The sequence below is a fragment of the Pannonibacter sp. genome, assembly GCF_051860505.1.
Classification (GTDB): Bacteria; Pseudomonadota; Alphaproteobacteria; order Rhizobiales; family Stappiaceae; genus Pannonibacter.
In genome coordinates this window covers 75,456-97,526 of record NZ_JBHYDX010000009.1, presented here as the reverse complement: position 1 = coordinate 97,526, position 22,071 = coordinate 75,456, and the positions used below count along the sequence as shown (strand labels likewise).

The following is a 22,071-nucleotide window of genomic DNA, read 5'->3' as shown; positions in this document are numbered from 1 at the left end:
CGGCTCCCGTTCAGGCCTTGTCTTCCGCCAGGTATTTCTCCAGCCAGTGAATATCGTACTGGCCATTGGCGATGTCCTGATTGTCGACCAGGTCGCGGAACAACGGGATCGTGGTCTGTACGCCGTCCACGACGAACTCGTCGAGGCAGCGGCGCAGACGCATCATACATTCCACCCGGTTCCGGCCGTGCACGATCAGCTTGCCGATCAGGCTGTCATAGTAGGGCGGGATCTTGTAGCCCTGATAGACGCCGGAATCGACTCGTACGCCGAGCCCGCCGGGCGGGTGGTAATAGGTAATCATGCCGGGAGACGGAGCAAAGGTGCGCGGGTTTTCGGCATTGATGCGGCATTCGATGGCATGGCCTTCGAACAGCACATCCTCCTGCCGCAAACTCAGCGTGCCGCCAGCGGCAATGCGGATCTGCTCGTTGACGAGGTCGATGCCGGTGATCATTTCCGTCACCGGATGTTCCACCTGCAGTCGGGTGTTCATCTCGATGAAATAGAATTCGCCGTCCTCATAGAGGAATTCAACCGTGCCGACGCCGCGATATTTCAGCTTGCGCATGGCATCGGCAACGATCTCGCCGATCTGCGCCCGCTGCTCGGCGTTCAGGGACGGCGAGGGAGCCTCTTCCAGCACCTTCTGGTGACGGCGCTGCAGCGAGCAGTCGCGCTCGCCCAGATGGATCGCATTGCCCTGGCCATCGCCGAGAACCTGGATCTCGATGTGGCGCGGCTTGGCGAGATACTTCTCCATGTAGAGCGCGTCATCGCCAAACGCGGCCTTGGCTTCGGCGCGGGCGGTGGCCAGCGCGTTGTCGAGGTCATCTGCCGTGAGGGCGACCTTCATGCCGCGACCACCGCCACCAGCAGCGGCCTTCACGAGCACCGGGAAGCCGATTTCGCGGGCAATCGCATGGGCGTCGTCCTTCGGGCCGACAGCCCCGTCGGAGCCGGGAACCACCGGAATGCCGAGGCGCTTGGCGGTCTGCTTGGCCTCGATCTTGTCACCCATGATGCGGATGTGGTCTGAAGTCGGTCCGATGAAAGTGATGTTGTGCGCTTCCAGGATCTCGGCAAAACGGGCGTTTTCCGACAGGAAGCCGTAACCCGGGTGCACCGCATCCGCGCCGGTGATCTCGCAGGCGGCCAGCAGCGACGGGATATTGAGGTAGCTGTCGCGCGCCGGCGCCGGGCCTATGCAGACGCTTTCATCGGCAAGGCGCACATGCATTGCATCGGCATCGGCCGTGGAATGCACGGCCACCGTTGAGATGCCGAGCTCCTTGCAGGCGCGCAGCACCCGGAGGGCGATCTCGCCGCGGTTGGCGATCAGGATCTTGGTGAACATGAGGTCGCCCCTTATTCGATGATGAAGAGCGGCTCGCCGTATTCAACCGGCTGTGCGTCCTTGACGAGGACCTGCTTCAGCACGCCGCTGCGCGGAGCCGGGATCTGGTTCATGGTCTTCATGGCCTCGACGATCAGGACCGTTTGGCCTTCGTTGACGCGGTCGCCAACTTCGATATAGGGCCGTGCGCCCGGTTCCGGTGACAGGTAAGCCGTGCCGACCATCGGTGAGGGCACCACGCCCGGATGCCGGGCTGGATCCGCAACTTCCACCACCGCTGCAGCCGGAGCTGCTGCGGTTGCTGCCGCAACTGGTGCCGGTGCGGCATAGGTCGGAACAGAGGCTTCGATCCGCAGCTGGCGCGCGACGCGGATTCGGAAGTCTTTCTGTTCCAGCTCGATTTCGGACAGGTTGGTCTCATCGAGGAGAAGAGCCAGCTCACGGATGAGATTCTTGTCGAAACCGTTGTTTTCTTTGGTCATCACGGAGTTCTTTCGGTTCTGGCGTCAAGCGCCGATCTTATGTGCCAGGGCCTCGATCGCCAGGTCATAGCCTTTGGCGCCAAAGCCGCAGATCACGCCCAGGGCAACCGGCGACACATAGGAATGGTGCCGGAACGCCTCACGGGCGAAGACATTGGACAGGTGCACCTCCACCGTCGGAATGCCTGCTGCGCGGATCGCATCGTGCAGGGCCACCGAGGTGTGGGTGTAGGCCGCCGGATTGAGGATAAGGCCGCGCGCGACATCGCCAGCCTCCTGGATCCAGTCGACCAGGGTGCCTTCGCTGTTGGACTGGCGGAAGACGATGTCGAAACCATGGCGCGCGCCTGTTGCGCGGCACTGGGCCTCGATATCCGCAAGTGTGGTCCGGCCATAGGTCTCCGGCTCGCGCTTGCCGAGCCTGTTGAGATTGGGGCCGTTCAGAATGAACAGGGGTGCGGGCATTCCGTCTCCAGGGCCGCGAAGTCCGCTCTCTTATAGGGACTTGCAGGCCTCAGGAAAAGCCCAGATCAGGGGGCATGGCCTTCATGCCCCCAGGAAGTGTAACGCCAAGATGAATGGTGTCGAGGTCAGCAGCTTGATTGGCCGCATTTGCGGACCGAGGCAATCGCCGTCTTCAGGCTGTCGTAGCCGACGGCGCCGGGAATGACCTCCGAACCGATGACATAGGCCGGTGTGCCGGACAGGCCAAGCTGGTTGGCCAGGCCATAGACCTCCTCAAGCGTGGCCAGGATCTCGTCCGAACGGATCGCCGCCTCAAGGTCCTTGACGGGAACGCCGGCATCCTTCGCCATCTCCAGGGCGACAGTCCTGTCAGCCTTGCCGCGATTGCTCATCAGGGCCGAATGGAAAATGCCGTACTTGTCCGGAGCGACCGTGTTCACGGCAATGGCAACCTGTGCGGCCTCGATGGACGCCTGGCCGAGCACGGGGAATTCCTTCAGCACGACGCGCAGGTTCGGATCTTCCTCGATCAGCCGCTCCATGTCGGTCATGGCGCGTTTGCAGTAGCCACAGTTGTAGTCAAAGAACTCGACCAGGGTGACATCGCCCTTTGGGTTGCCCAGAACCACCTGTCGGGTGGAGTTGAACAGGATGCCGGAGCTGTCGCTGACCAGCTTGGCGGTGGCGGCCTCTGCCTCCGCCTTTTCGCGGCGATCCAGTTCAATCAGGGCATCGCGCACCACCTCCGGGTTGGTGAGGAGATATTCCTTCACGATCGCTTCGACGGCAGCCTTGTTGAGCGGCTTGCCCTCAGCTGCAGCCGGCAACATCGGAAGGGTCAGGAGCATCAGGGTGCCAAGGGCAGCAGCAAGCAGGCGGTTCATTGTTGTCTCCGGCAGGACCCGACAACCGGGCCTGGAAAGTCTGGGGCGGCGTTCAACGCCCGAGCGTAGGTGGCTTATACGCGACAATATCATCCGCTTGCAGCCATGCGGGGGATCCGCGTTTCAAATTCTTTTGAGCCCGGGCGGCATAGCGTCGCGCGCCCTCGAAATCACCGGCCATCGACAGGCCTTGCGCGGTGGCAACATCGGCCTCGGCCTGCTTGCCCTGACGCCCAAGGGCTATGGCGAGCTGGCTGTAGCCGATGCCTGAGTTTGGATCGCGCTGGATCCCGGCCCGCAGCACCCGCTCGGCCTCCGGCAACAGTGACTTGTCATTCGCGCCCACGAGAGCGTAGCCAAGCCAGATGTGGAACTGGCCTTCGTTCGGGCGCAGGGCAAGCGCGCGTTGGAACGATGGGATCGCTTCGCGTGGGCTCCCTGATTCGAGCAGGGTCTGCCCTTTCAGTTCATGGAAATGCGGATTGTCCGGCTGCTGCCGGATCAGCGCATCGATGTCCTTCAGCGCTCCCTTGCCGCGCGACTTCATCGCAGCGATGGCGCGGGCATATTGAGCCGGCAGACTGGTGTTCGAACTGGGATAGACGCGGGCGACTGCATTGGGATGACTTGAGAAGGCAATCAACTTCGCCCGGACCATGTCGTGCCGGGCCTGGAGCGCCGGATCGGCCGGCTTGTCGAAGAACTTGCTCTTGGCGGCAGCCTCTTCAAGCGCTGCAAAGCGTTCGCGCGCCATCGGATGGCTGAGGGCGTAAGGATCGGCGTATTTCGAGGCAACGAGTTGCTGGTCTGCAAAGCGCTCGAATGTCTTCAGCATCCCCTTGGCCGACTGTCCGGTCATTTCGAGATACCGAAGCGCAGCCTTGTCTGCAGCGGCCTCTTCGCCGCGCTGATAGGCCAGCAGCGAGCGCTGACCGATGCTGCCGGCGCTCAGCGCCATGGCAGCGCCCCGCCCGTCGATCCCGCCGGCACCCTGCGAGGCACCGGCGACGACCGCGCCAGCGCCCAGAACGGTGCCGATGACCGACATGATCTGCGCATTCGCCAGGGCTTCGCGCAAACGCACCAGATGGCGGCCGGCGATATGGCCGGACTCATGCGCGATCACCCCGATCACTTCGCCAGGCGTTTCAGCGTCCATGATGACGCCGATGTTGATGAACATGCGCCTGGCATCGGGAACGAAGGCGTTGAAGTCCTTGTCATTGACAAGAATGATCTCGACCTGGCCCTGTGCGATGCCTGCCGCCTTGAAGATCGGCCTGGCATAGTCCCGCAGCAGTTCCTCGGTTTCCGCGTCGCGCACCAAGGGGATCTTGCGCCCTTGGGCCTCCGCGCTTGCCATCGGGCCCGAGAAGGCAAGGGAAAACGAAAGGGCACAGGCTAGCGCCAGCGCCAGAAAACGGCGGCAGGAGGCCTGTGTACCAGAGGGGCGACGATCGGTCGGCTGCTGTGTCTTGTCGCTCACGGGCGCGCGCACCTTTGGTCTCGTGGTCAACCGGAACAGACTTCGGCGAACGGGCGTCACCCGCTCCGTCTGGGCAATGCTGCCTGAAAAGGTAGGCAGGACCGGACAGCAGGTCAACCTCACCCCGAAGCATCAAGTCAACCCATGGATTGAGGCGACAGCGCGACGCCGATGGGGTAGGGAAGCGACCGGGTCCGCTTTGTGGCGGCTTTTCCCTTGATGCCGATGCCCAAGTACCTGGAGTATTGCCGTGTCCTCGCCCCAACTCATCCCCTCACGCCGCAGTTCTGTCGACCCTTTCATCGCGATGGACATTCTGGCCGCGGCCCGCAAGCTCGAGGCAGAGGGTCGCAGTATTATCCACATGGAGGTGGGGCAGCCTGGTGCGCCGGCGCCGGCTCTTGTTCTGCAGGCCGCACGCCAGGCCCTGGAAAGCGGCCGCCTTGGCTATACGGAAGCTGCCGGTATCCTGCCCCTGCGCAAACGCATTTCCCGGCACTATCTCGACGCATACGGTGTTGATGTGCCCGAGAGCCGCGTCATGGTGACAACCGGTTCTTCAGCCGGCTTCAACCTCGCCTTTCTGGCGGCCTTTGACCCCGGTGACCGGATTGTCCTGACGGCGCCGGGTTACCCAGCCTATCGCAACATTATCCGGGCTTTGGGGCTGGTGCCGGTCGAAATCGAAGTGGGACCCGAGACGCGGTGGAGCCTGACCCCGGAACTGATCGATGCCGCCCGTGCCAATGGCCCGGTAAAGGGCGTCCTCGTTGCAAGCCCGGCTAATCCCACAGGGACCATGATGGCGCCGGAGGCCCTTGCGGACCTGGTGCGCTATTGCGAGGATGAAGGCATCTGGTTCATCTCCGACGAGATCTATCACGGGCTGGTTTATGAGGGGCAGCAGGCCACGGCCCTGTCGACCTCCGACAATGTCATCCTGATCAACAGCTTCTCGAAATATTACTGCATGACCGGCTGGCGCATCGGCTGGATGATCCTGCCGGACTGCCTGATGCGGCCGGCCGAGCGCATTGCCCAGTCGCTCTACATCTCGCCGCCGGAACTGTCCCAGATCGCCGCCACGGCGGCGTTTGATGCGACAGCCGAACTGGAACTGGTCAAAGCCGGATATGCGGCCAACCGGGCGATGCTGCTCGAGCGTTTGCCGCGCATCGGATTTGACCGGCTGCTGCCCGTGGATGGCGCTTTTTACGTCTACGCGGACATCGGCGGTTTCTGTGATGATTCGCTTGGCTTTACCCGGGCGATGTTGACCGAGGCCGGGGTTGCAGCAACGCCCGGCGCGGATTTTGATCCGGTGCACGGGGCCAGCTTCATGCGGTTCTCGTTCGCGGGGGCAACAGGCGATATCGCACAAGCGCTGGATCGTCTCTCCGTCTGGATGCAGCGGCGCGGCTGAACTCACAGATCGTCCTGTCCGGCGTCTCTCCCGGTGTGACCAACCACCGGGAGACGCCAATGTCGTTCCATTTCTCTATCCTGAAACGTCTGATTATCGGGGCTGCCCTGGCGGCTGCGCAGGTTTCCGTAGCCCTTGCCGACAGCGCGGTGCTGATGACCTCGGCCATCTGCGACAACCCTCGGGATTCCATCGACAGCCAATGGTTCGCCCTGCATCACGGGGCAACGGATGTCTTCTTCATGCGGGAAGACACCGGTGCGGTCGTTGCCATGAACGCGGCTGACGGGTTCGACACCTATGCCGATATCTATGTTGTTTCGCATGGCAATGAAGAGGATGTCGGGCCGTTCCCGAAGGCGGATTTTGCCGCGAACCTTCTTGCTGCGCATCCGACCCGGCCGGACAAGGTCTATTTTGACAGCTGCAATACGGCACTTGGCGACGATACGGTGCTGGCGCTGACCAATGCCGCTTATGGCAATCTGGTTCCGGAGATCTTTGGGCCCAAGGGCCTTTGCAAGATTGTCGGCAACGGCAGCCCGGACCTTGCCACGGCCGCCAGCCGCTACAATGCGGAACTGCTGCCGGAGAACCAGTTCGACGCGGTCGCCGGCAACATCATGGCGATCTGGCAGAATGGTGATTACGCCGGCACAGGCCAGCCCTGGGAAACGGCCTGCAGGCAGTTTGCCGATGATGCCGACATGGCCGGTCTCGAAGCGTTCCGGCTCGCGGTCCAGGCGACATTCCTCAATGCGCCAGTCTATCCGATTGGCGAGAGCCATAACTACGGACTGCTGATCCAGTGGAACACCGGAGGCGAGGAGTTCTTCCAGTGTGGCACGGCCAATGGCGTTGCCTGTCCCTGAGTGGCAGGGCAGGGGCCTGAAAAGAAAACACCTCCGGGAGCGATCCCGGAGGTGTTTTCAGTTTCAAGTGCTTACCAGCTCAGAAGAACGAGCGGCGCTGCCACCAGCCGGAACGCTTCGGCTTGTCATCGCCGCCGTCACCCTGGCCGTTGCCTTCGCTGGTCACGACCGGCGTCAGCGGGGCGCGGGGCCGGGCAGGGGCCTCGACAACCGGCTCGGCAGGGACCGCTTCTGTGGCAGGGGCCTCAGCTGCAACCTCAGGCGCTGCAACGTCCACCTTGTCAGCGACAGTCTCGACAGTAACCTCGCCGCCCGTGTCCAGGGTTGCTTCGGCGCTGTCGGAACCGTCAGCCTCCGCAACCGCCGGCGTTTCAACGTCCGTGGATGCGCCGCCTGCTGCAACATCCGTTGCAGATACAACCGGCTCTGCAGCCTCGGCGTGGATCTCGAGCTCAGCAGTCACGGCGACAGGTTCGGCCGTCCTTGCCCCGCTCACGTCACCCGCTTCCGATGCATCGGAGGTGTCCTGCGCGGCGGCCGGGGCTTCGGACGCGTCGACATTGTCGTTCAGCGCCTCACCGTCGCCGTCCTCGGATCCCTCTTCGTCCAGACCGCCTTCGCGCTCGCCATTGCGGCGGCCGCGACGCCCGCCACGCCGGCCCCGGCGACGCTTGCGCTTGGTCTCGCCATCGGCACCGATGGCCGACTGTTCGTCGCCATTGTCGTCGCCTTCGCCATCCTCATCGCCGTCCTGGTCGTCGGAAGCTTCCGAATCGCCTGCGGCCCTTGGGGAGGCGCGGCTTTCGTCCTGTTCGCCAGCCTGGCCGGCATCCGGGCTGCGCCGACGCTTGCGGCGGCGGCGGCGGCGGTTGCGCTCGCCCTCGCTCTCGCCGTCACCCTCTTCGGCAGCCTTCGGACCACGGGACCGCTTGGCATCAGGCGCGGCGACCTCTTCCTCGTCGTCCTCGTCTTCGTCCTCGATCTCCTCGACGATGTCATCCATCTCCTCGATGGTGATCGTGTGCGGCTGGACCATCGGCGGGGGCGGCAGGGGAATGCGGTCCCGGTCGATCAGGGTCGAGCGCTCCAGCACGTAATGTTGGCCATGGCCGATGTCCTCGGCCAGGACGCTGATCTCGAGGCCGAAGCGGGCCTCAAGGTCACCCAGATGCTTGCGCTTCTGGTTCAGGATATAAAGGGCCACCGACGCATTGGTGCGCACGATGATGTTGTGCGTGACGCCCTTCAGCAGGAAATCTTCCAGCGACCGCAGCACATGCAGGGCAACGGATTCAACCGAGCGGATCATGCCGGTGCCATGGCAATGCGGGCAGACCGTGGTCGAGCTTTCCAGAACACCGGTGCGGATGCGCTGGCGCGACATCTCCAGCAGGCCGAAGTGCGAGATGCGGCCGACCTGGATGCGGGCGCGGTCGTTCTTCAGGCAATCCTTGAGCTTGCGCTCGACGGACCGGTTGTTCTTGTTTTCCTCCATATCGATGAAGTCGATGACGATGAGGCCGGCCAGGTCGCGCAGGCGCAACTGTCGGGTGATCTCCTCAGCGGCTTCAAGGTTGGTCTGGAGGGCGGTGTCCTCGATGTTGTGCTCACGGGTCGACTTGCCCGAGTTGACGTCGATGGAGACCAGCGCTTCGGTCTGGTTGATGACGATATAGCCGCCCGAGCGCAGGGTGACCTGCGGCGAGAACATCGCGTCCAGCTGCGGCTCGACACCGAAGCGGGTAAAGATCGGGGTCGCATCGCGGTACGGCTGGACGTTCTTGGCATGGCTCGGCATGAGCATGCGCATGAAGTCCTTGGCCTCGCGGTAGCCGTCCTCGCCGGCGACGAGAACCTCGTCGATATCCTTGTTGTAGAGGTCGCGGATCGAGCGCTTGATCAGGCTGCCTTCCTCGTAGACGAGGCAGGGCGCCGATGATTTCAGCGTCAGGTCGCGCACATTCTCCCAAAGGCGCATCAGATACTCGAAGTCGCGCTTGATCTCGGCCTTGGTCCGGCTGGCACCAGCGGTGCGCAGGATAACGCCCATGCCCTCCGGCACGTCCAGCTCGGAGGCGATCTTCTTCAGGCGCTTGCGGTCGGTCAGCTGGGTGATCTTGCGGGAAATGCCGCCCCCGCGACCGGTGTTCGGCATCAGCACCGAATAGCGTCCGGCGAGCGAGAGATAGGTTGTGAGGGCCGCGCCCTTGTTGCCGCGCTCTTCCTTGACCACCTGGACCAGCAGCACCTGGCGGCGCTTGATCACTTCCTGGATCTTGTACTGCCGGCGCTGGCGCTGGCGGCGTTCCGGCACTTCTTCCATGGCGTCTTCTGCGCCGACGGATTCAACGTGATCGGCGTCATCGTCGCCGTGGCCATTTTCGCCGTCGCCGTTGGCTTCGCTGTCGCCGTCCTCGTCGGAATGATCGTCCTCGCCCCGGCGGGCCTGGGCGGCGCGCTCGGCTGCCTCGCGACGTTCGTCCTCGGCGCGCTCGTCGTCGATCAGCGCCTGCCGATCGGCCATCGGGATCTGGTAATAGTCCGGGTGGATTTCGCTGAAGGCAAGGAAGCCGTGGCGATTGCCGCCATATTCCACAAAGGCGGCCTGCAGGGACGGTTCGACACGCGTCACTTTGGCCAGATAGATATTTCCACGCAGTTGCTTGCGATTAGCTGCCTCGAAGTCGAATTCTTCAACCCGATTGCCACGGACCACGACGACCCGGGTCTCTTCCGGGTGCGCCGCGTCGATCAGCATCTTGTTTGCCATAGACTGGGATCTCCACGATCACCGATCCCTCTGGGCGCGGCGAACGCGCTCCATCTCTGAGGGCACGGCTGATCGTTTTCTTGTCGCTTGATGTGAAGATGAAAAAGGCGGGCCTGCGCGCGCTGATACCTGCGGACCGGCGGCCCCTGAAGGGATGATCCGCCGCTTGTCTTGTCCCCGCCTGCATCGCGAAAATCGTCAAGGCAGTGCCTGCCGTCGTTGAACTGGTGTTACGCTATGAGGCCTGGTGCGCCGGCCCTTGCCTTTGCACCCTGTCTCTGATGATCCGGATCCGGGCCGCACTCCCGGCAAGCAACCACGTCAAAAAAGGCGGGCATTCCCGTGAAGCCTGCAACACGCTGCCGGTTGTTTCGCCATCCGGTCGGGCCGCAGAAGGCGGGGATGATTTGGCCTCTTCCCCTGCCGTGCGTCCGGTCAAACCTGCGATGACATGTGGAAAGCCATGCTGTTCCATCTGTCTAACCGGTATCGGTTGCAAACCGAAATCCGTAAAGTCCCTTTTACGGTCCGTTGCGCGCCTTGGCAAGCAATGGAAATGGAGGAGGGACGCTTGCATCGAACTGTGTCAAGCGTTAGCGAAAGGTTAACCTGAGACGGGCAGCCTTGTCGGGCAAACAATCCGGCGAGCTGGCGCAAGCGTGTGTCTGTGGATGCCCGTCTTCGCTGATGGTGCCGCTAGGGCAGAAACGGCTGGAAACCGGCCATCGCGGGGCTTCAAAAGCCGCCGCTGGCGTGTTGGCAGAGTTGGAGCTTCACGGAATGTATCGCAGCCGCCGCCCGCTGACACATCCTCAGGTGTCCGTGCCGCGTCCGTTCGACGGGCGGTTCGGTGCGCTTGCAATGTTGTTTGCCGTCTTTCTGTTGACGCTTGTTTTTGCGCCACAACCGGTTGCTGCGGCCTCCCAGCCGGTTGCTGCGGCGACAGACGCGCGAATCGCCGGTGACGAAACGCGGACCCGGTTCGTGCTTGACCTTGATACGCCGATCACATTTTCCGTCTCTAAGCTGGCCGATCCCTATCGCCTGATCATCGATCTGCCGGCGATGGACTTCCGCCTGCCGCCGCGCGCCGGCGAAGAGGGGCGGGGCCTGATCAAGGCGTGGCGCTACGGGTCCTTTGCGCCGGGCAAGTCCCGCATCGTGCTGGATGTGGGCGAGCCGGTCGATCTCGACAAGAGTTTCGTTCTACCCGCAGTCGAGGATCAGCCGGCACGGCTGGTTCTGGATCTGGTGAAGTCTGACCGGACGACCTTCCTTGCTGCCGTGGAGGCGACGCGCCAGCCTGCTGCAGGTGCCGATCCGGTTGCCGCGCCAAAAGGGGATCGACTTGATACAGGAGCAAAGACCAAACCCGTCATCGTTCTGGATGCCGGGCATGGTGGTCTCGACACAGGGGCTGTCGGCGTGCATGGGACGCTGGAGAAGGCAGTCGTGCTCGAGTTTACCCGCGAGTTGCAACGCAAGCTCGAGGCGACCGGCCGTTATACAATTCATATGACCCGCGACAGCGACACATTTGTTCCTTTGCGCAAGCGCGTGACCATCGGACGCGAAAAGAGCGCTGACCTGTTCATTTCCGTTCACGCCGATTCCGTGCGCAGCGGCAAGGACATTGTCCGGGGTGCAACGGTCTATACTCTCTCTGACCGGGCCTCGGACGACGTTGCTGCGCAGATTGCTGAGTCTGAAAACCTGTCGGACGTCATTGCCGGCGTTGAACTGAGTGCCGAGCCGGCAGAGGTCACGGATATTCTGATCGACCTTGCCCGGCGTGAGACGAAAGTGTTTTCGATCCACTTCGCCCGCACCCTGGTCGAGGAACTGAAGAGCGCGGTCAAGCTGATCAACAATCCGCATCGCTCGGCCGGCTTCCTTGTGCTGAAAGCACATGATGTCCCGTCTGTTCTGGTCGAGCTTGGGTATCTGTCGAATGAGCACGACGAGAAGCTCCTGATCTCACCGGAGTGGCGGGAGCGGACTGCAACAGCGGTGGCGGAGGCGGTGGACGCGTTCTTCCAGCCGCGGTTTGCGATGGAAAAGCCGGCTGCGGCGCAGGCGACAGCGCAATAGGCGTGCATCTGCAAGGTGCTATGCCGGTGATGCCTCAGCATCGCCATATTGCTCAAGGACTAAGGAGCGTAAGATCGCGCCCGCACCGAAAACCGGTGCCGCTCCGTCACGAGTGTGTTAGGTGGGGCGCCTGACGACCTGAGGCCTGGATTTAGGGCGAGCCGGACGCATGAAGTTTCTGATCAAGTTTTTCGGGTATCTGTTTGGCATCGGCGCCGTGCTTGCGCTGCTGGTGGCCGCCGGTGTCTGGGTCTATCTCGACAATCTGTCCAAGGATCTGCCGGACTACACCGCGCTCAAGAACTACGAGCCGCCGGTGATGACGCGCGTCCACGCCTCTGACGGCAGCCTGATGGCCGAATATGCCAAGCAGCGCCGCATGTTCCTGCCGATCCAGGCGATCCCGGATCTGCTCAAGCAGGCGTATATCTCTTCGGAAGACAAGAACTTCTACAGCCACGTCGGGATTGATCCGGAGGGCATTGCCCGTGCGACCATCCGCTTCGTCCAGAATTACGGCTCAGGCCGCCGCCCGGAAGGCGCCTCGACCATTACCCAGCAGGTCGCCAAGAACTTCCTCTTGACCAATGAGGTCTCGATTGACCGCAAGATCAAGGAAGCGATCCTGTCGCTGCGCATCGAGCAGGCCTACACCAAGGACGAGATCCTCGAACTGTACCTGAACGAGATTTATCTCGGACTTGGTGCCTATGGTGTCGCCGCCGCCTCGCTGGTCTATTTCGACAAGTCCGTGCATGAGCTGACGCTGGAGGAGGTCGCCTATCTCGCTGCCCTGCCGAAAGCTCCGAACAATTACCATCCGTTCCGCGGCCGCGAACGCGCCATCGAACGTCGGAACTGGGTGATCGACCGGATGGTCGAGAACGGTTATGTGACAGCTGCCGACGGCGAAAGTGCCAAGGCGCGGCCGCTGGAAGTGACCCCGCGCGAAACCGGCTCCCAGCTGGTGTTCGGCGAATACTTCACCGAGGAAGTTCGCCGGGAGGTCGCGAACATCTATGGTGAGAACAGCCTCTATGAGGGCGGCCTGTCGGTTCGATCGACGCTTGACCCCAAGATGCAGATCATGGCGCGCAAGGCGCTGATTGACGGCCTGCTGGACTTTGACCAGAAGCGAGGCAGCTGGCGTGGTCCGGTCGCGGAGCTTGCGCTGAGCGCCGATTGGGGCGTTGATCTTGGCAAGGTCGAGGCCCTGTCCGACCTGCCGGAATGGCGCCTGGCCGTCGTGCTTTCAGCCGGCAAGGACGAGGCGGATGTCGGGCTGCAGCCGGGGCGTCTCATCAGCGGTCAGCTCGCTCCTGAGCGCCAGACAGCGACCCTGAAGCTCGCAGACATGAAATGGGCAAGGGTCAACGGCCGCGCGCCGGGAGCCGTGAGCGATGTCCTGAAACAGGGCGATGTCGTCTATGTTGAAGCCGTGGATGGCGGCTATCAGTTGCGGCAGATCCCGAGAATTTCGGGCGCGCTTGTGGCCATGGATCCGTTTACCGGCCGTGTCCTGGCAATGGTCGGCGGGTTCAGCTTTGCCCAGAGCGAGTTCAACCGGGCGACACAGGCGATGCGCCAGCCGGGTTCATCGTTCAAGCCGTTCCTGTATGCGGCAGCGCTCGACAATGGCTATACCCCGTCCAGCGTGGTCATGGATGCGCCGCTGGAACTTGCTGTTCCTGGACAGGCCGTCTGGCGCCCGCAGAACTATGGCGGCAAGTTCTATGGCCCTTCGACCCTGCGTACGGGTATCGAGTTGTCGCGGAACCTGATGACCATCCGGCTTGCGCAGGACATGGGCATGCCGCTGGTTGCCGAGTATTCCAAGCGCTTCGGCATCTATGACAATATGTTGCCGGTCCTGTCGATGTCACTGGGGGCCGGTGAGACGACCGTGCTGCGCATGGTCACAGCCTATTCGATCCTCGCCAATGGCGGGCGCAAGATCACCCCGACCCTGATCGACCGCATCCAGGATCGTTACGGCCGCACCATCTACAAGCACGACAGTCGCATCTGCGAATCCTGCTCCGATGCCGATTGGCGTGGCCAGGACGAGCCGGACCTCATCGACGAGCGCGAGCAGGTGCTCGATCCGATGACCGCCTACCAGATCACGTCGATGATGGAAGGCGTGGTCCAGCGCGGTACGGCGACCAGCGTCAAGGCACTTGCCCGTCCTGTCGCGGGCAAGACAGGCACCACGAACGAGGAAAAGGACGCCTGGTTCATCGGCTATACCCCGGACCTGGCGGTTGGCGTCTTCCTCGGCTATGACCAGCCGCGGCCGATGGGGCGCGGTGGTACGGGTGGCCAGGTGGCGGCCCCGATTTTCACCGAGTTCCTGTCCATGGCTCTCAAGGACAAGCCACCGGTCGAGTTTCGCGTCCCGAAAGGCCTGCAGTTGATCCCGATCAACCGCCGCACAGGCTTGCGGGCAGTGGCAGGCGGATCCGACACGATCCTCGAAGCCTTCAAGCCGGGCACAGCGCCTCCGGACACCTATTCGGTGATCGGGTTCCAGGACGAAATGGGCATTCCGCGCACCGTTTCGCCGGAAGCCGGCGAGGCTGTGCTGACGGGAACCGGCGGCCTTTACTGATCGCCGAGACCGCAGTTTACACGGGCGCCCTGCGCAGTTAGGTTCACGCCCCAAAGTTCCGGCCCGTCCCAAAGGCGGGCCGGTGCTCATTCAACCCTTCCGGCAACCCCGTAGCGAGGTATCCGATGCGCGCCGAAATGGAAGCCGTCGTCGACGAGATCAAGCAGGCCCTCAGCCTGCTGAGGAGGCATCTTTGACTGGGATCAGGCCCTTGTCCGGCTGGACGAACTGAACGCCCTGTCCGAAGATCCGAGCCTCTGGAATGACCCGTCCAAAGCCCAGAAGCTGATGCGTGAACGTCAACAGCTTGAAGATGGCATCACCGGCGTCCGCCGGCTTGAGGGCGAACTGGCCGACAATATCGAGCTGATCGAAATGGGCACCGACGAAGGTGACAAGTCGGTCGTCGAAGAGGCAGAGGCCGCCATGCGCAGCCTGAAGGCCGAGGTCAACAAGCTGCAGCTTGCCTCTCTCCTGTCGGGCGAGGCCGACGGCAACGACACCTATCTGGAAATCAACTCCGGCGCCGGTGGCACGGAGAGCCAGGACTGGGCGTCAATGCTGCTGCGCATGTACCGCCGCTGGGCGGAAAAGCGCGGCTACAAGGTCGAACTGCTTGAATATCATGACGGCGAAGAAGCCGGCATCAAGTCGGCAACGCTGCTGATCAAGGGCGAGAATGCCTATGGCTGGCTGAAGACCGAATCTGGTGTTCACCGCCTTGTGCGCATTTCGCCCTATGACAGCCAGGCCCGCCGTCACACGTCCTTTGCCAGTGCCTGGGTCTATCCGGTCATCGATGATTCGATTGACATCGAAGTCAACGAAAGCGACTGCCGCATCGATACCTATCGCGCGTCTGGAGCCGGTGGCCAGCACGTCAACACGACCGACTCTGCCGTGCGCATCACGCATATCCCGACCGGCATTGTCGTGCAGTGCCAGAACGACCGTTCACAGCACAAGAACCGTGCAACGGCCTGGAGCATGCTGAAGGCGCGGCTCTACGAGGCCGAACTGCAGAAACGTGAAGAGGCGGCCAACTCGGAAGCCGCCTCCAAGACAGCTATCGGTTGGGGGCATCAGATCCGCTCTTATGTTCTGCAGCCCTACCAGCTGGTCAAGGACTTGCGCACGGGCGTGGAAAGCACCGCACCGAGCGATGTGCTGGATGGCGATGTCGATGCCTTCATGGAGGCAGCGCTCGCCCAGCGTGTCTATGGCAAGGACGATGGAACCGAGATCCGCGACGTCGAGTAAGTCGGTCGTCAAACAGGCTCAAGACAAGACAAAAGCCGCCCGGGCAACTGGGCGGCTTCTGTTTGTCAGATCGCGGATGTCACCGTTGCAGAAGGGCCGCGAGCCGGTCGCCGGCGATGACGAAGCTCGAGGGATCGAGCGGGGTCGCGCCGCGCCGCAATTCATAGTGCAGATGCGGCCCTGTTGACCGCCCAGTGCTGCCGACACGGCCCACCATCTCGCCGGCGAGGATCTCTTCGCCTTCGCTGACCATGATCCGGCTCATATGCGCATAGCGCGTAGAATAGCCGCCGGGATGTTCGATCTCGACCATGTTGCCGTACCCGCCTTGATAGGAGGCGGTGACCACGCGTCCGGCGCCAGCAGCGCGAATGGCTGTACCGTAATCGGCCTTGAAATCGATGCCCGTGTGCATGGCAAGCGTGCCCAGGAACGGATCCAGCCGCGGTCCGAAGTCGCTGGAGACCTCGACATTGCGGATCGGTCGGGCAAGCGGCAAACGGCGGGCAGTTCCGCGCAACACATCGTAGGCTGAGATCGCCCGTTCGGCACGCAGCAGCCGATCGTCAAAATTTGTCGCCAGCGGCACGAAGGGCCCCCCCATGGCTTCCGGCGCAAGTGTCTTCAGGTCGAGACCGAGCGGCTGCAAAGTCGCCGTAAGCGTGCGAATGTTGCGTTCGGCATTGAAGGCAAGCGCATCGAGCACCCGTTCGCTTTCGAAATTCATCTGGTCCAGTGTCGCGCCAAGCCCAAGGAGATCGTCGGCACGCGCCTGCGGGGCAAGCGCCGACGAACCAGTACCTGCTGCCGGGGCAGCGGCATCGTCGGTGCCGACATCGGACGAGGATCCACGCAGTCCAAGCGAGGGGAGGGGGCCGGAGGGGAGCGGCGCGGGCTCGCCGCCGATGGCCTGGGCATCGCCGGTTGGCAGGAAGGACAGGGCGCTTGCGGGCAAGGAAGGCTTTTCGGCCGGAACAGGGGTGGAGAGACCTGCAGTCAGTCCGGTGGCTGCGGCCTTGTCCAGGACGGCGCGGACTCGGGCGTGCTTGTCGGAGAGGCTGTTTTGCCTCTCGATCAGCGAATCGACCATTGTCTCCACAGACCGCCGCTCAAACACCTGCGAACTGGCCAGCCGGTCGATCTCCGCCCGCAGGAAGGCAATGCGGTTCTCGTAGGACGCCTCGATCTGGTACCGCTCGGTTGCCCGGGCCGCAAGAATGTCATCGCGCCAGAAAAGATAAGCCGTGGCGGAGAGATAGCCGAGTGCAAAGATCCCGACACAGCCGACAACAGATCCCAGCACCCAAGGGCGGAACGTGAAGGTACGGCTTCGGTCACCCGTGGTTATGGTGACATGATGCAGGGACTTACGTTTTCCGAAGCCATGGCGGGAACTGGCTGTGGTGTCGGACATGTCGCTCGCCGTCATCCTCAAGGCAGGCTTCATGCCCGCCGCTTGAGGTGATTAGAAAGCGGTAAGGTTAACAAAGCCCTTGCGGACTGACGAAACGGAAGCGCCTGGCCGGCCTCATCCGACGAGTTTCGCCAGAGGTCGGTAAAACCCAGGCGTCAGGCCGGCTTCGGATCGGGCGCGATCGTTGAAGGGCGGCTTCAGGGGCCCGCGGAAATGCGTCCGGACCAACTCGTGGAACTTCGGCTCAGGCCGTTCACCGGTGCGGTCGCACAGGAATCGGAACCACTTCGCCCCGAACGCCACATGATTCTTTTCGTCGCGATAGATGATGCCCATCACCCGTGCCGTTGCATGATCGCCGAGTGCCTCCGCTTTTGCGATCATCGGCGGCGTGATGTCGAGACCGCGCGCCTCGAGCACCAGCGGGATGATTGCCAGTCGGGCTGCCAGATCACGCCCTGTGGCCTGCGCGGCCTGCCACAGCCCGTCATGGGCCGGAAGGGCACCATAGAAGGAGCCAAGCTCCGCCAGCCGGTCTTCCAGCATCGAGAAATGCTTGGCCTCCTCCAGCCCCACCCGCACCCAGTCGTCATAGTAGGAGCGCGGCAGGCGGGTGTCGGCAAAGCGGCCGATCAGGTCCCAGGTCAGGTCGACCGCATTGAGCTCGATATGGGCAAGGGAGTGCAGCAGCGCGACCCTGCCAGCTTCCCCGCCGAGCGCCCGCTTTGGCATGTCGCGCGGGGCCAGCAGGACAGGCTGCTCCGGCCGCCCGGGTCGGTCCGGCATCGGACCGCTGAGCGAGGGGCTGCCGAGAGCCATCTGGCGGGAAAACCAAGCCTTTGCCGTGTCATAGGCGAGGCGGACCTTCTCGGCCGTGTCACAGGCACTGACGATGGCATTGGCGCGGGCAACGAGCGTGTCCGCGCGACCGGCTTCTGGGGACAGGGACATCGGAATTGGGACCCGGTGACGGAGGTATGGGACTTAGAGTGTCTTGACGGCTTGCAGCACAGCTTCGGCGTGGCCCGGAACCTTTACCTTGCGCCAGATTGCGGCAATCTTGCCATCCGGCCCGATCAGAAAGGTACTGCGTTCAACGCCCATGTATTTTTTTCCATACATGGCTTTTTCAACCCAGACGCCAAACGCTTCACAGATGGCGTTGGTGGGATCCGATGCGAGATCGACCGTCAATTCATGCTTGGTCTTGAATTTTGCGTTCTTCTTGACCTCGTCGGGAGAAACGCCGATCACCTCCGCGCCAGCAGCAGCGAATTCGCCCTTCATCTGGCTGAAGGCGATGCACTCCTGTGTACAGGCCGGTGTGTCGGCCTTGGGGTAGAAATAGAGGACAACGGACTTGCCCTGGAGCGACGACAAGGGCACGGACCGGTCATTGTCGAGGGTCAGGTCGATCGTCGGGGCGGTGTCGCCAATCTGCAATTCGCTCATGCTGCCTTCCTTCCGTCATACTGCACCGGTTTATCCGGCACTGAATAGGTCCGACCCGGTCTCTGCGACAGAGGTTCTGGTTTTTGGCCAGGCTGAATTATCATAGTTTGCAAGCCGACTCGATCATTGGCCAAACTGCAAAAGGACAAAACGCGCTGACACAGCCCCAGCCCCAGCCGCAGTCCCAGACCATGTCGAACCTGCCTGCCATACGAGCATCGGGTCGTGCCGGATTGCGTTGGCTGCGCCGGGTGCTGATTGCCTTGGTGCTGGTCGTGATGGTTGGCATTGGTGGCCTGCTGCTGCTGTTGTCGAACGGCGCGACGTCCATTCCCGGTGTTGCGGGTTTCATCGAGCAGCAGGCGAGGGCCGAGGGCGCGCGCTTGACCGTTGGCAACGTGCTTCTCGATCTTTTTGCGGACGGCGGCAGCCGGGTGATCATCGAGACGGCCCAGTTGACCGTTCCTGGTGAGGCTCGCATCGACCTGACATTGCCGCGGGTTGAAGCCGTCCTAGAACTGGAGCCACTGCTGTCCGGTTCGTTGCGCTTCACCGCCCTCGACATCGATCGCCCGCATCTGCGCCTCAGGCCGGATGATGCCGAGACTGACATCCTGTCAATGGGCGAGATGATGGAAGCCGTTGACCGGATCGCCGCCATCGTCGACGAAGAGTTCCGCAAGCGTGACCTCTCCGAGGTTCGCCTGCGCAACGGTCGGGTCGATGTTGTTGGCCCGGTGCCCAGGCGAATCAACGAGATAGACGCCGTTCTGCGCCGCGACGGCCAGGGTGGCATTCTGGCGGAAGCCGAGATTGCCGGTCGCATGGGGCTCTGGGATCTCGGCCTACGCCGGGCTGTAAACCCGGAACACGGCGAACGCCAGATCGGCCTCTTCATTCGCGACATGGCGCTGGCGGAACTGTTTCCCGCCAACGAGCAGGTCGACAGCGGCAAGGGACTGGGCTTGCCGCTGGAGATCCAGTTCAACGCCAATCTCGGTGCCGACGGCAGGTTTGAAGCGGCCAACCTGGTTGCGCGCGGACAGGATGGCTGGTTCAGGTCCGGGCAAACCGTCATCCGTTTCGATGATGTGGCACTGGCGCTCGGCTGGGCGGCGGGGCATCCCGGCGTGATGATCGGCAAGTCGCATGTCATTCGCGGGGAGACGGAGATCTTTTTCACCGGTGCCGTCCAGCCGCCTGCGGACGACGGTGCAGACTGGACGTATAAAATTGACGCTGATCGGGCGCGGTTCGGCTCCGCTGATGTCACAGAACCGACCGTTGTCGCCGACTACCTCAGTCTTGACGGACGCGTCGACCTTGCCGCGAAGGTTCTGTTTCTCGACCGGCTGCAACTACATTCGGGAACGGCCGTCTTTCGCGCGATCGGTTCTCTCGACCTGCGCGATGACGGGCCCTACCTGGCTTTGGCTGCTGATGCGGAAAACATGCCTGTCGCGATGCTGAAGCAGATCTGGCCGATCACGCTGACGCCGCCGGCGAGGCGCTGGGTCATTGAACATCTGAAAGGCGGACTTATCCAGAGCGCGCGTGTCGATGCCTCAGTTCGCCCGCCAGCCTTTGATGAGGCCCACCCGGATCCCGGCTGGGGCGGGGACGATCTCAAGCTGGACCTCAGCCTGATCAATACAGAAGTTGCGCCGTTGGCGACTTTGCCGGTCATCAGCGATCTTGCGGGCAGCGTGCGGATCGAGAACGAACGGTTGTCCGTGGATCTACGGTCGGGGAGCATTGTTACTCCCAAGGGCGGTTCTGTGGCCGTGCCAGCAGGGCGTTTTGATATTTCCGATCTTGCAGACCGAGGCATCAAGACCGGTACCCTGGACCTGAAACTGCAAGGTGCGCTGGGTCCCCTTGCCGAGATTGCCAATTCCGCCCCGTTCCGCATTCTCGACAAGGCAGACCTTGGTGGTGTCGAGCTGAAAGGGTCCGGTGACATTGACATCACGGCGAAACTTCCGCTGAAACTCGCCCTGTCCGTTGATGAGGTGGGTTGGGCTGCCCGGGCAAAGCTGTCCGGCTTTTCAGCAGACAAGCCGATCCGGGGATACAGGATCACGGATGCAGCGCTCCAGTTGACGGCGGATCCGACACAGGTGGACATCAAGGGGCGAGGCCGGATCGACGGTCTGCTGGCCAATCTCGACATCGTCTATCCGCTCGACAACAGCAATGTGGCTGCACGTCAGGATGTTGAACTGAAAGTGACGGCGGCGGAACTGGCCAAGCGTGGCATTGACCTTGGCACGCTGGTGGCCGGCGCGCTGGCCTTGAAGCTTGCAGACACCCCGGAAGGCCAGCGGTTCGAGATTGATCTGAAGGACGCGAGCCTGCGGCTTGCCGAAATCGGGTGGGAGAAGACGCCGGGCGTTCCGGCCAGCGCTTCGTTTCTCCTGACTGAGACAGCGACGGAGCGGCGCCTGAAGAATTTCTCGCTGCGCTCGGAAGGGGTTGCGCTCGAGGGATCTGTTCTCCTGACCAAGTCCGGTGAATTCCGGGAAGCCGATTTCGGGACCTTCCAGATCCGGCCGGGCGATTCTGCAGCTCTCAGGATCATGCGAGAAGGCGCTGGCCGTTATCGGGTGTCTCTCTCCGGGGCCCAGTTCGACGGGCGTGGGCTGATCAAACAGATACGGGACAAGAAGTCTGAAGAAAATGGCAAGGCAAACGGTACGTCGTCCTATCGTATTAATCTGAAAATCGGCCGGCTTCAGGGCTTCCAGGGCGTGTTTGCGACGGATGTGACCGGAGAGATCCTGGCGGAGAAGGGGGAACTGTCGCGATTGAAAGTGACAGGCGCCACCAACAATCGCGGCGCCTTCCGGTTCGAGATCACCGGCGAGGGAGATGCGCGGGCCGCAAGCGCGGAGTTTTCGGACACCGGTGCTGTGCTGCGTTTTCTCGACCTCTATGAACGGATGCGGGGAGGGACGGGACGTCTCCTGGTTTCCCTGCCAAGAGACACGTCCTGGTTCGGTACGCTCGGCGTGCGCGGGTTCTCAATCACCGAGGATCCGGCGCTGCGTAAGCTCGCCGAGTTGCCTCAGGTCTCGGCTCCTGGACCCGATAATCGACCTGTGTCGGGCAGCGCGATTGTAAGCGAAAGTGGCGAGGCCTCCTTCGACCGGATGGACATCCGGTTTTCCAGGAAAGGCGAAACACTGACCCTTGAAGAAGGAATTCTTCAGGGGGCTGTGGTCGGCGGCACCGTCGGTGGGACTGTCGATCTGGGCAGCCGCGAAATGTCCCTGACAGGGACATTCGTGCCGATCTTTGCGCTCAACAACTTGTTCGCCAAGATCCCCTTGCTCGGCTTTGCTTTGGGTGGGGGGAGCCAGGAGGGGCTGATTGGCGTCACCTATCGCCTGTCTGGCCCGATCAGCGCACCGATCCTCACCGTCAATCCGGTGTCTGCGATTGCTCCGGGCATTTTCCGCAAGATGTTCGAGTTCCGGTAAGCCCCACGCCCGCGAAAACAAC

The 22,071-nt window shown here is 62.5% G+C and carries 15 protein-coding genes; 6 read left to right on the top strand and 9 right to left on the bottom strand.

The genetic code is table 11. The features are described 5' to 3' along the window. Positions 1–10: 10 nt before the first annotated feature. From accC to ACTIFE_RS08435, 5 genes are all read right to left on the bottom strand, one after another. Complete coding sequence (gene accC / locus ACTIFE_RS08455; protein ID WP_439528713.1) at positions 11–1,357, bottom strand: acetyl-CoA carboxylase biotin carboxylase subunit; 1,347 nt, start codon at positions 1,355–1,357, stop codon at positions 11–13. A gap of 11 nt (positions 1,358–1,368) precedes the next feature. Further along, positions 1,369–1,839: an acetyl-CoA carboxylase biotin carboxyl carrier protein gene (accB, locus tag ACTIFE_RS08450; protein WP_439528712.1), complete on the bottom strand. Its 471-nt coding sequence runs from the start codon at positions 1,837–1,839 to the stop codon at positions 1,369–1,371. A 24-nt stretch (positions 1,840–1,863) separates the two neighbouring features. Beyond that, positions 1,864–2,304 (bottom strand): type II 3-dehydroquinate dehydratase, encoded by a 441-nt coding sequence (gene aroQ, locus ACTIFE_RS08445; protein WP_439528711.1) that lies wholly within the window; start codon positions 2,302–2,304, stop codon positions 1,864–1,866. Positions 2,305–2,429: 125 nt separating this feature from the next. Further along, a complete protein-coding gene (locus tag ACTIFE_RS08440) occupies positions 2,430–3,188 on the bottom strand; it encodes a DsbA family protein (RefSeq protein WP_439528710.1) in 759 nt (252 codons plus the stop codon). A 52-nt stretch (positions 3,189–3,240) separates the two neighbouring features. Further along, on the bottom strand, positions 3,241–4,674 hold the full coding sequence (locus ACTIFE_RS08435; protein ID WP_439528709.1) for a M48 family metalloprotease: 1,434 nt from the start codon (positions 4,672–4,674) through the stop codon (positions 3,241–3,243). A 307-nt stretch (positions 4,675–4,981) separates the two neighbouring features. On the opposite strand from ACTIFE_RS08435, the gene ACTIFE_RS08430 reads away from it, so the two are divergent. Further along, positions 4,982–6,097 carry a pyridoxal phosphate-dependent aminotransferase gene (locus ACTIFE_RS08430; protein ID WP_439528763.1) on the top strand — a complete coding sequence of 372 codons (1,116 nt, stop codon included), beginning with the start codon at positions 4,982–4,984 and terminating at the stop codon, positions 6,095–6,097. Between the two features lie 59 nt (positions 6,098–6,156). Beyond that, entirely contained in the window at positions 6,157–6,969 is an 813-nt protein-coding gene (locus tag ACTIFE_RS08425) for a hypothetical protein (RefSeq protein WP_439528708.1), read from the top strand. Positions 6,970–7,048: 79 nt separating this feature from the next. Here the strand turns inward: ACTIFE_RS08425 and ACTIFE_RS08420 are convergent, their stop codons facing one another. After that, complete coding sequence (locus ACTIFE_RS08420; RefSeq protein WP_439528707.1) at positions 7,049–9,739, bottom strand: Rne/Rng family ribonuclease; 2,691 nt, start codon at positions 9,737–9,739, stop codon at positions 7,049–7,051. A gap of 780 nt (positions 9,740–10,519) precedes the next feature. Here ACTIFE_RS08420 and ACTIFE_RS08415 point away from each other — a divergent pair. From ACTIFE_RS08415 to prfB, 3 genes are all read left to right on the top strand, one after another. Next, a complete protein-coding gene (locus tag ACTIFE_RS08415; RefSeq protein WP_439528706.1) occupies positions 10,520–11,830 on the top strand; it encodes an N-acetylmuramoyl-L-alanine amidase in 1,311 nt (436 codons plus the stop codon). Positions 11,831–11,999: 169 nt separating this feature from the next. Beyond that, complete coding sequence (locus ACTIFE_RS08410) at positions 12,000–14,441, top strand: penicillin-binding protein 1A (protein WP_439528705.1); 2,442 nt, start codon at positions 12,000–12,002, stop codon at positions 14,439–14,441. 125 nt (positions 14,442–14,566) lie between these two features. Continuing rightward, a protein-coding gene (gene prfB, locus ACTIFE_RS08405) for a peptide chain release factor 2 (RefSeq protein WP_439528704.1) occupies positions 14,567–15,701 on the top strand; the annotation gives its coding sequence in 2 pieces (ribosomal slippage) (positions 14,567–14,635 and positions 14,637–15,701; 1,134 coding nt in all). A gap of 79 nt (positions 15,702–15,780) precedes the next feature. On the opposite strand, the gene ACTIFE_RS08400 is transcribed toward prfB, so the two are convergent. The 3 genes from ACTIFE_RS08400 to bcp all read right to left on the bottom strand — a co-directional run bounded on the left by ACTIFE_RS08400 (position 15,781) and on the right by bcp (position 18,567). Next, positions 15,781–17,115 carry a M23 family metallopeptidase gene (locus ACTIFE_RS08400; RefSeq protein ID WP_439528703.1) on the bottom strand — a complete coding sequence of 445 codons (1,335 nt, stop codon included), beginning with the start codon at positions 17,113–17,115 and terminating at the stop codon, positions 15,781–15,783. Between the two features lie 114 nt (positions 17,116–17,229). Beyond that, positions 17,230–18,066: a ferritin-like domain-containing protein gene (locus tag ACTIFE_RS08395; RefSeq protein WP_439528702.1), complete on the bottom strand. Its 837-nt coding sequence runs from the start codon at positions 18,064–18,066 to the stop codon at positions 17,230–17,232. A 33-nt stretch (positions 18,067–18,099) separates the two neighbouring features. Then, on the bottom strand, positions 18,100–18,567 hold the full coding sequence (gene bcp / locus ACTIFE_RS08390; protein WP_439528701.1) for a thioredoxin-dependent thiol peroxidase: 468 nt from the start codon (positions 18,565–18,567) through the stop codon (positions 18,100–18,102). A 191-nt stretch (positions 18,568–18,758) separates the two neighbouring features. Between bcp and ACTIFE_RS08385 the strand changes: the two genes are divergently transcribed. Then, the gene (locus tag ACTIFE_RS08385; protein ID WP_439528700.1) at positions 18,759–22,049 is read left to right on the top strand and encodes an AsmA-like C-terminal domain-containing protein; all 3,291 of its coding nucleotides are present in this window, start codon (positions 18,759–18,761) and stop codon (positions 22,047–22,049) included. Positions 22,050–22,071 lie beyond the last annotated feature (22 nt).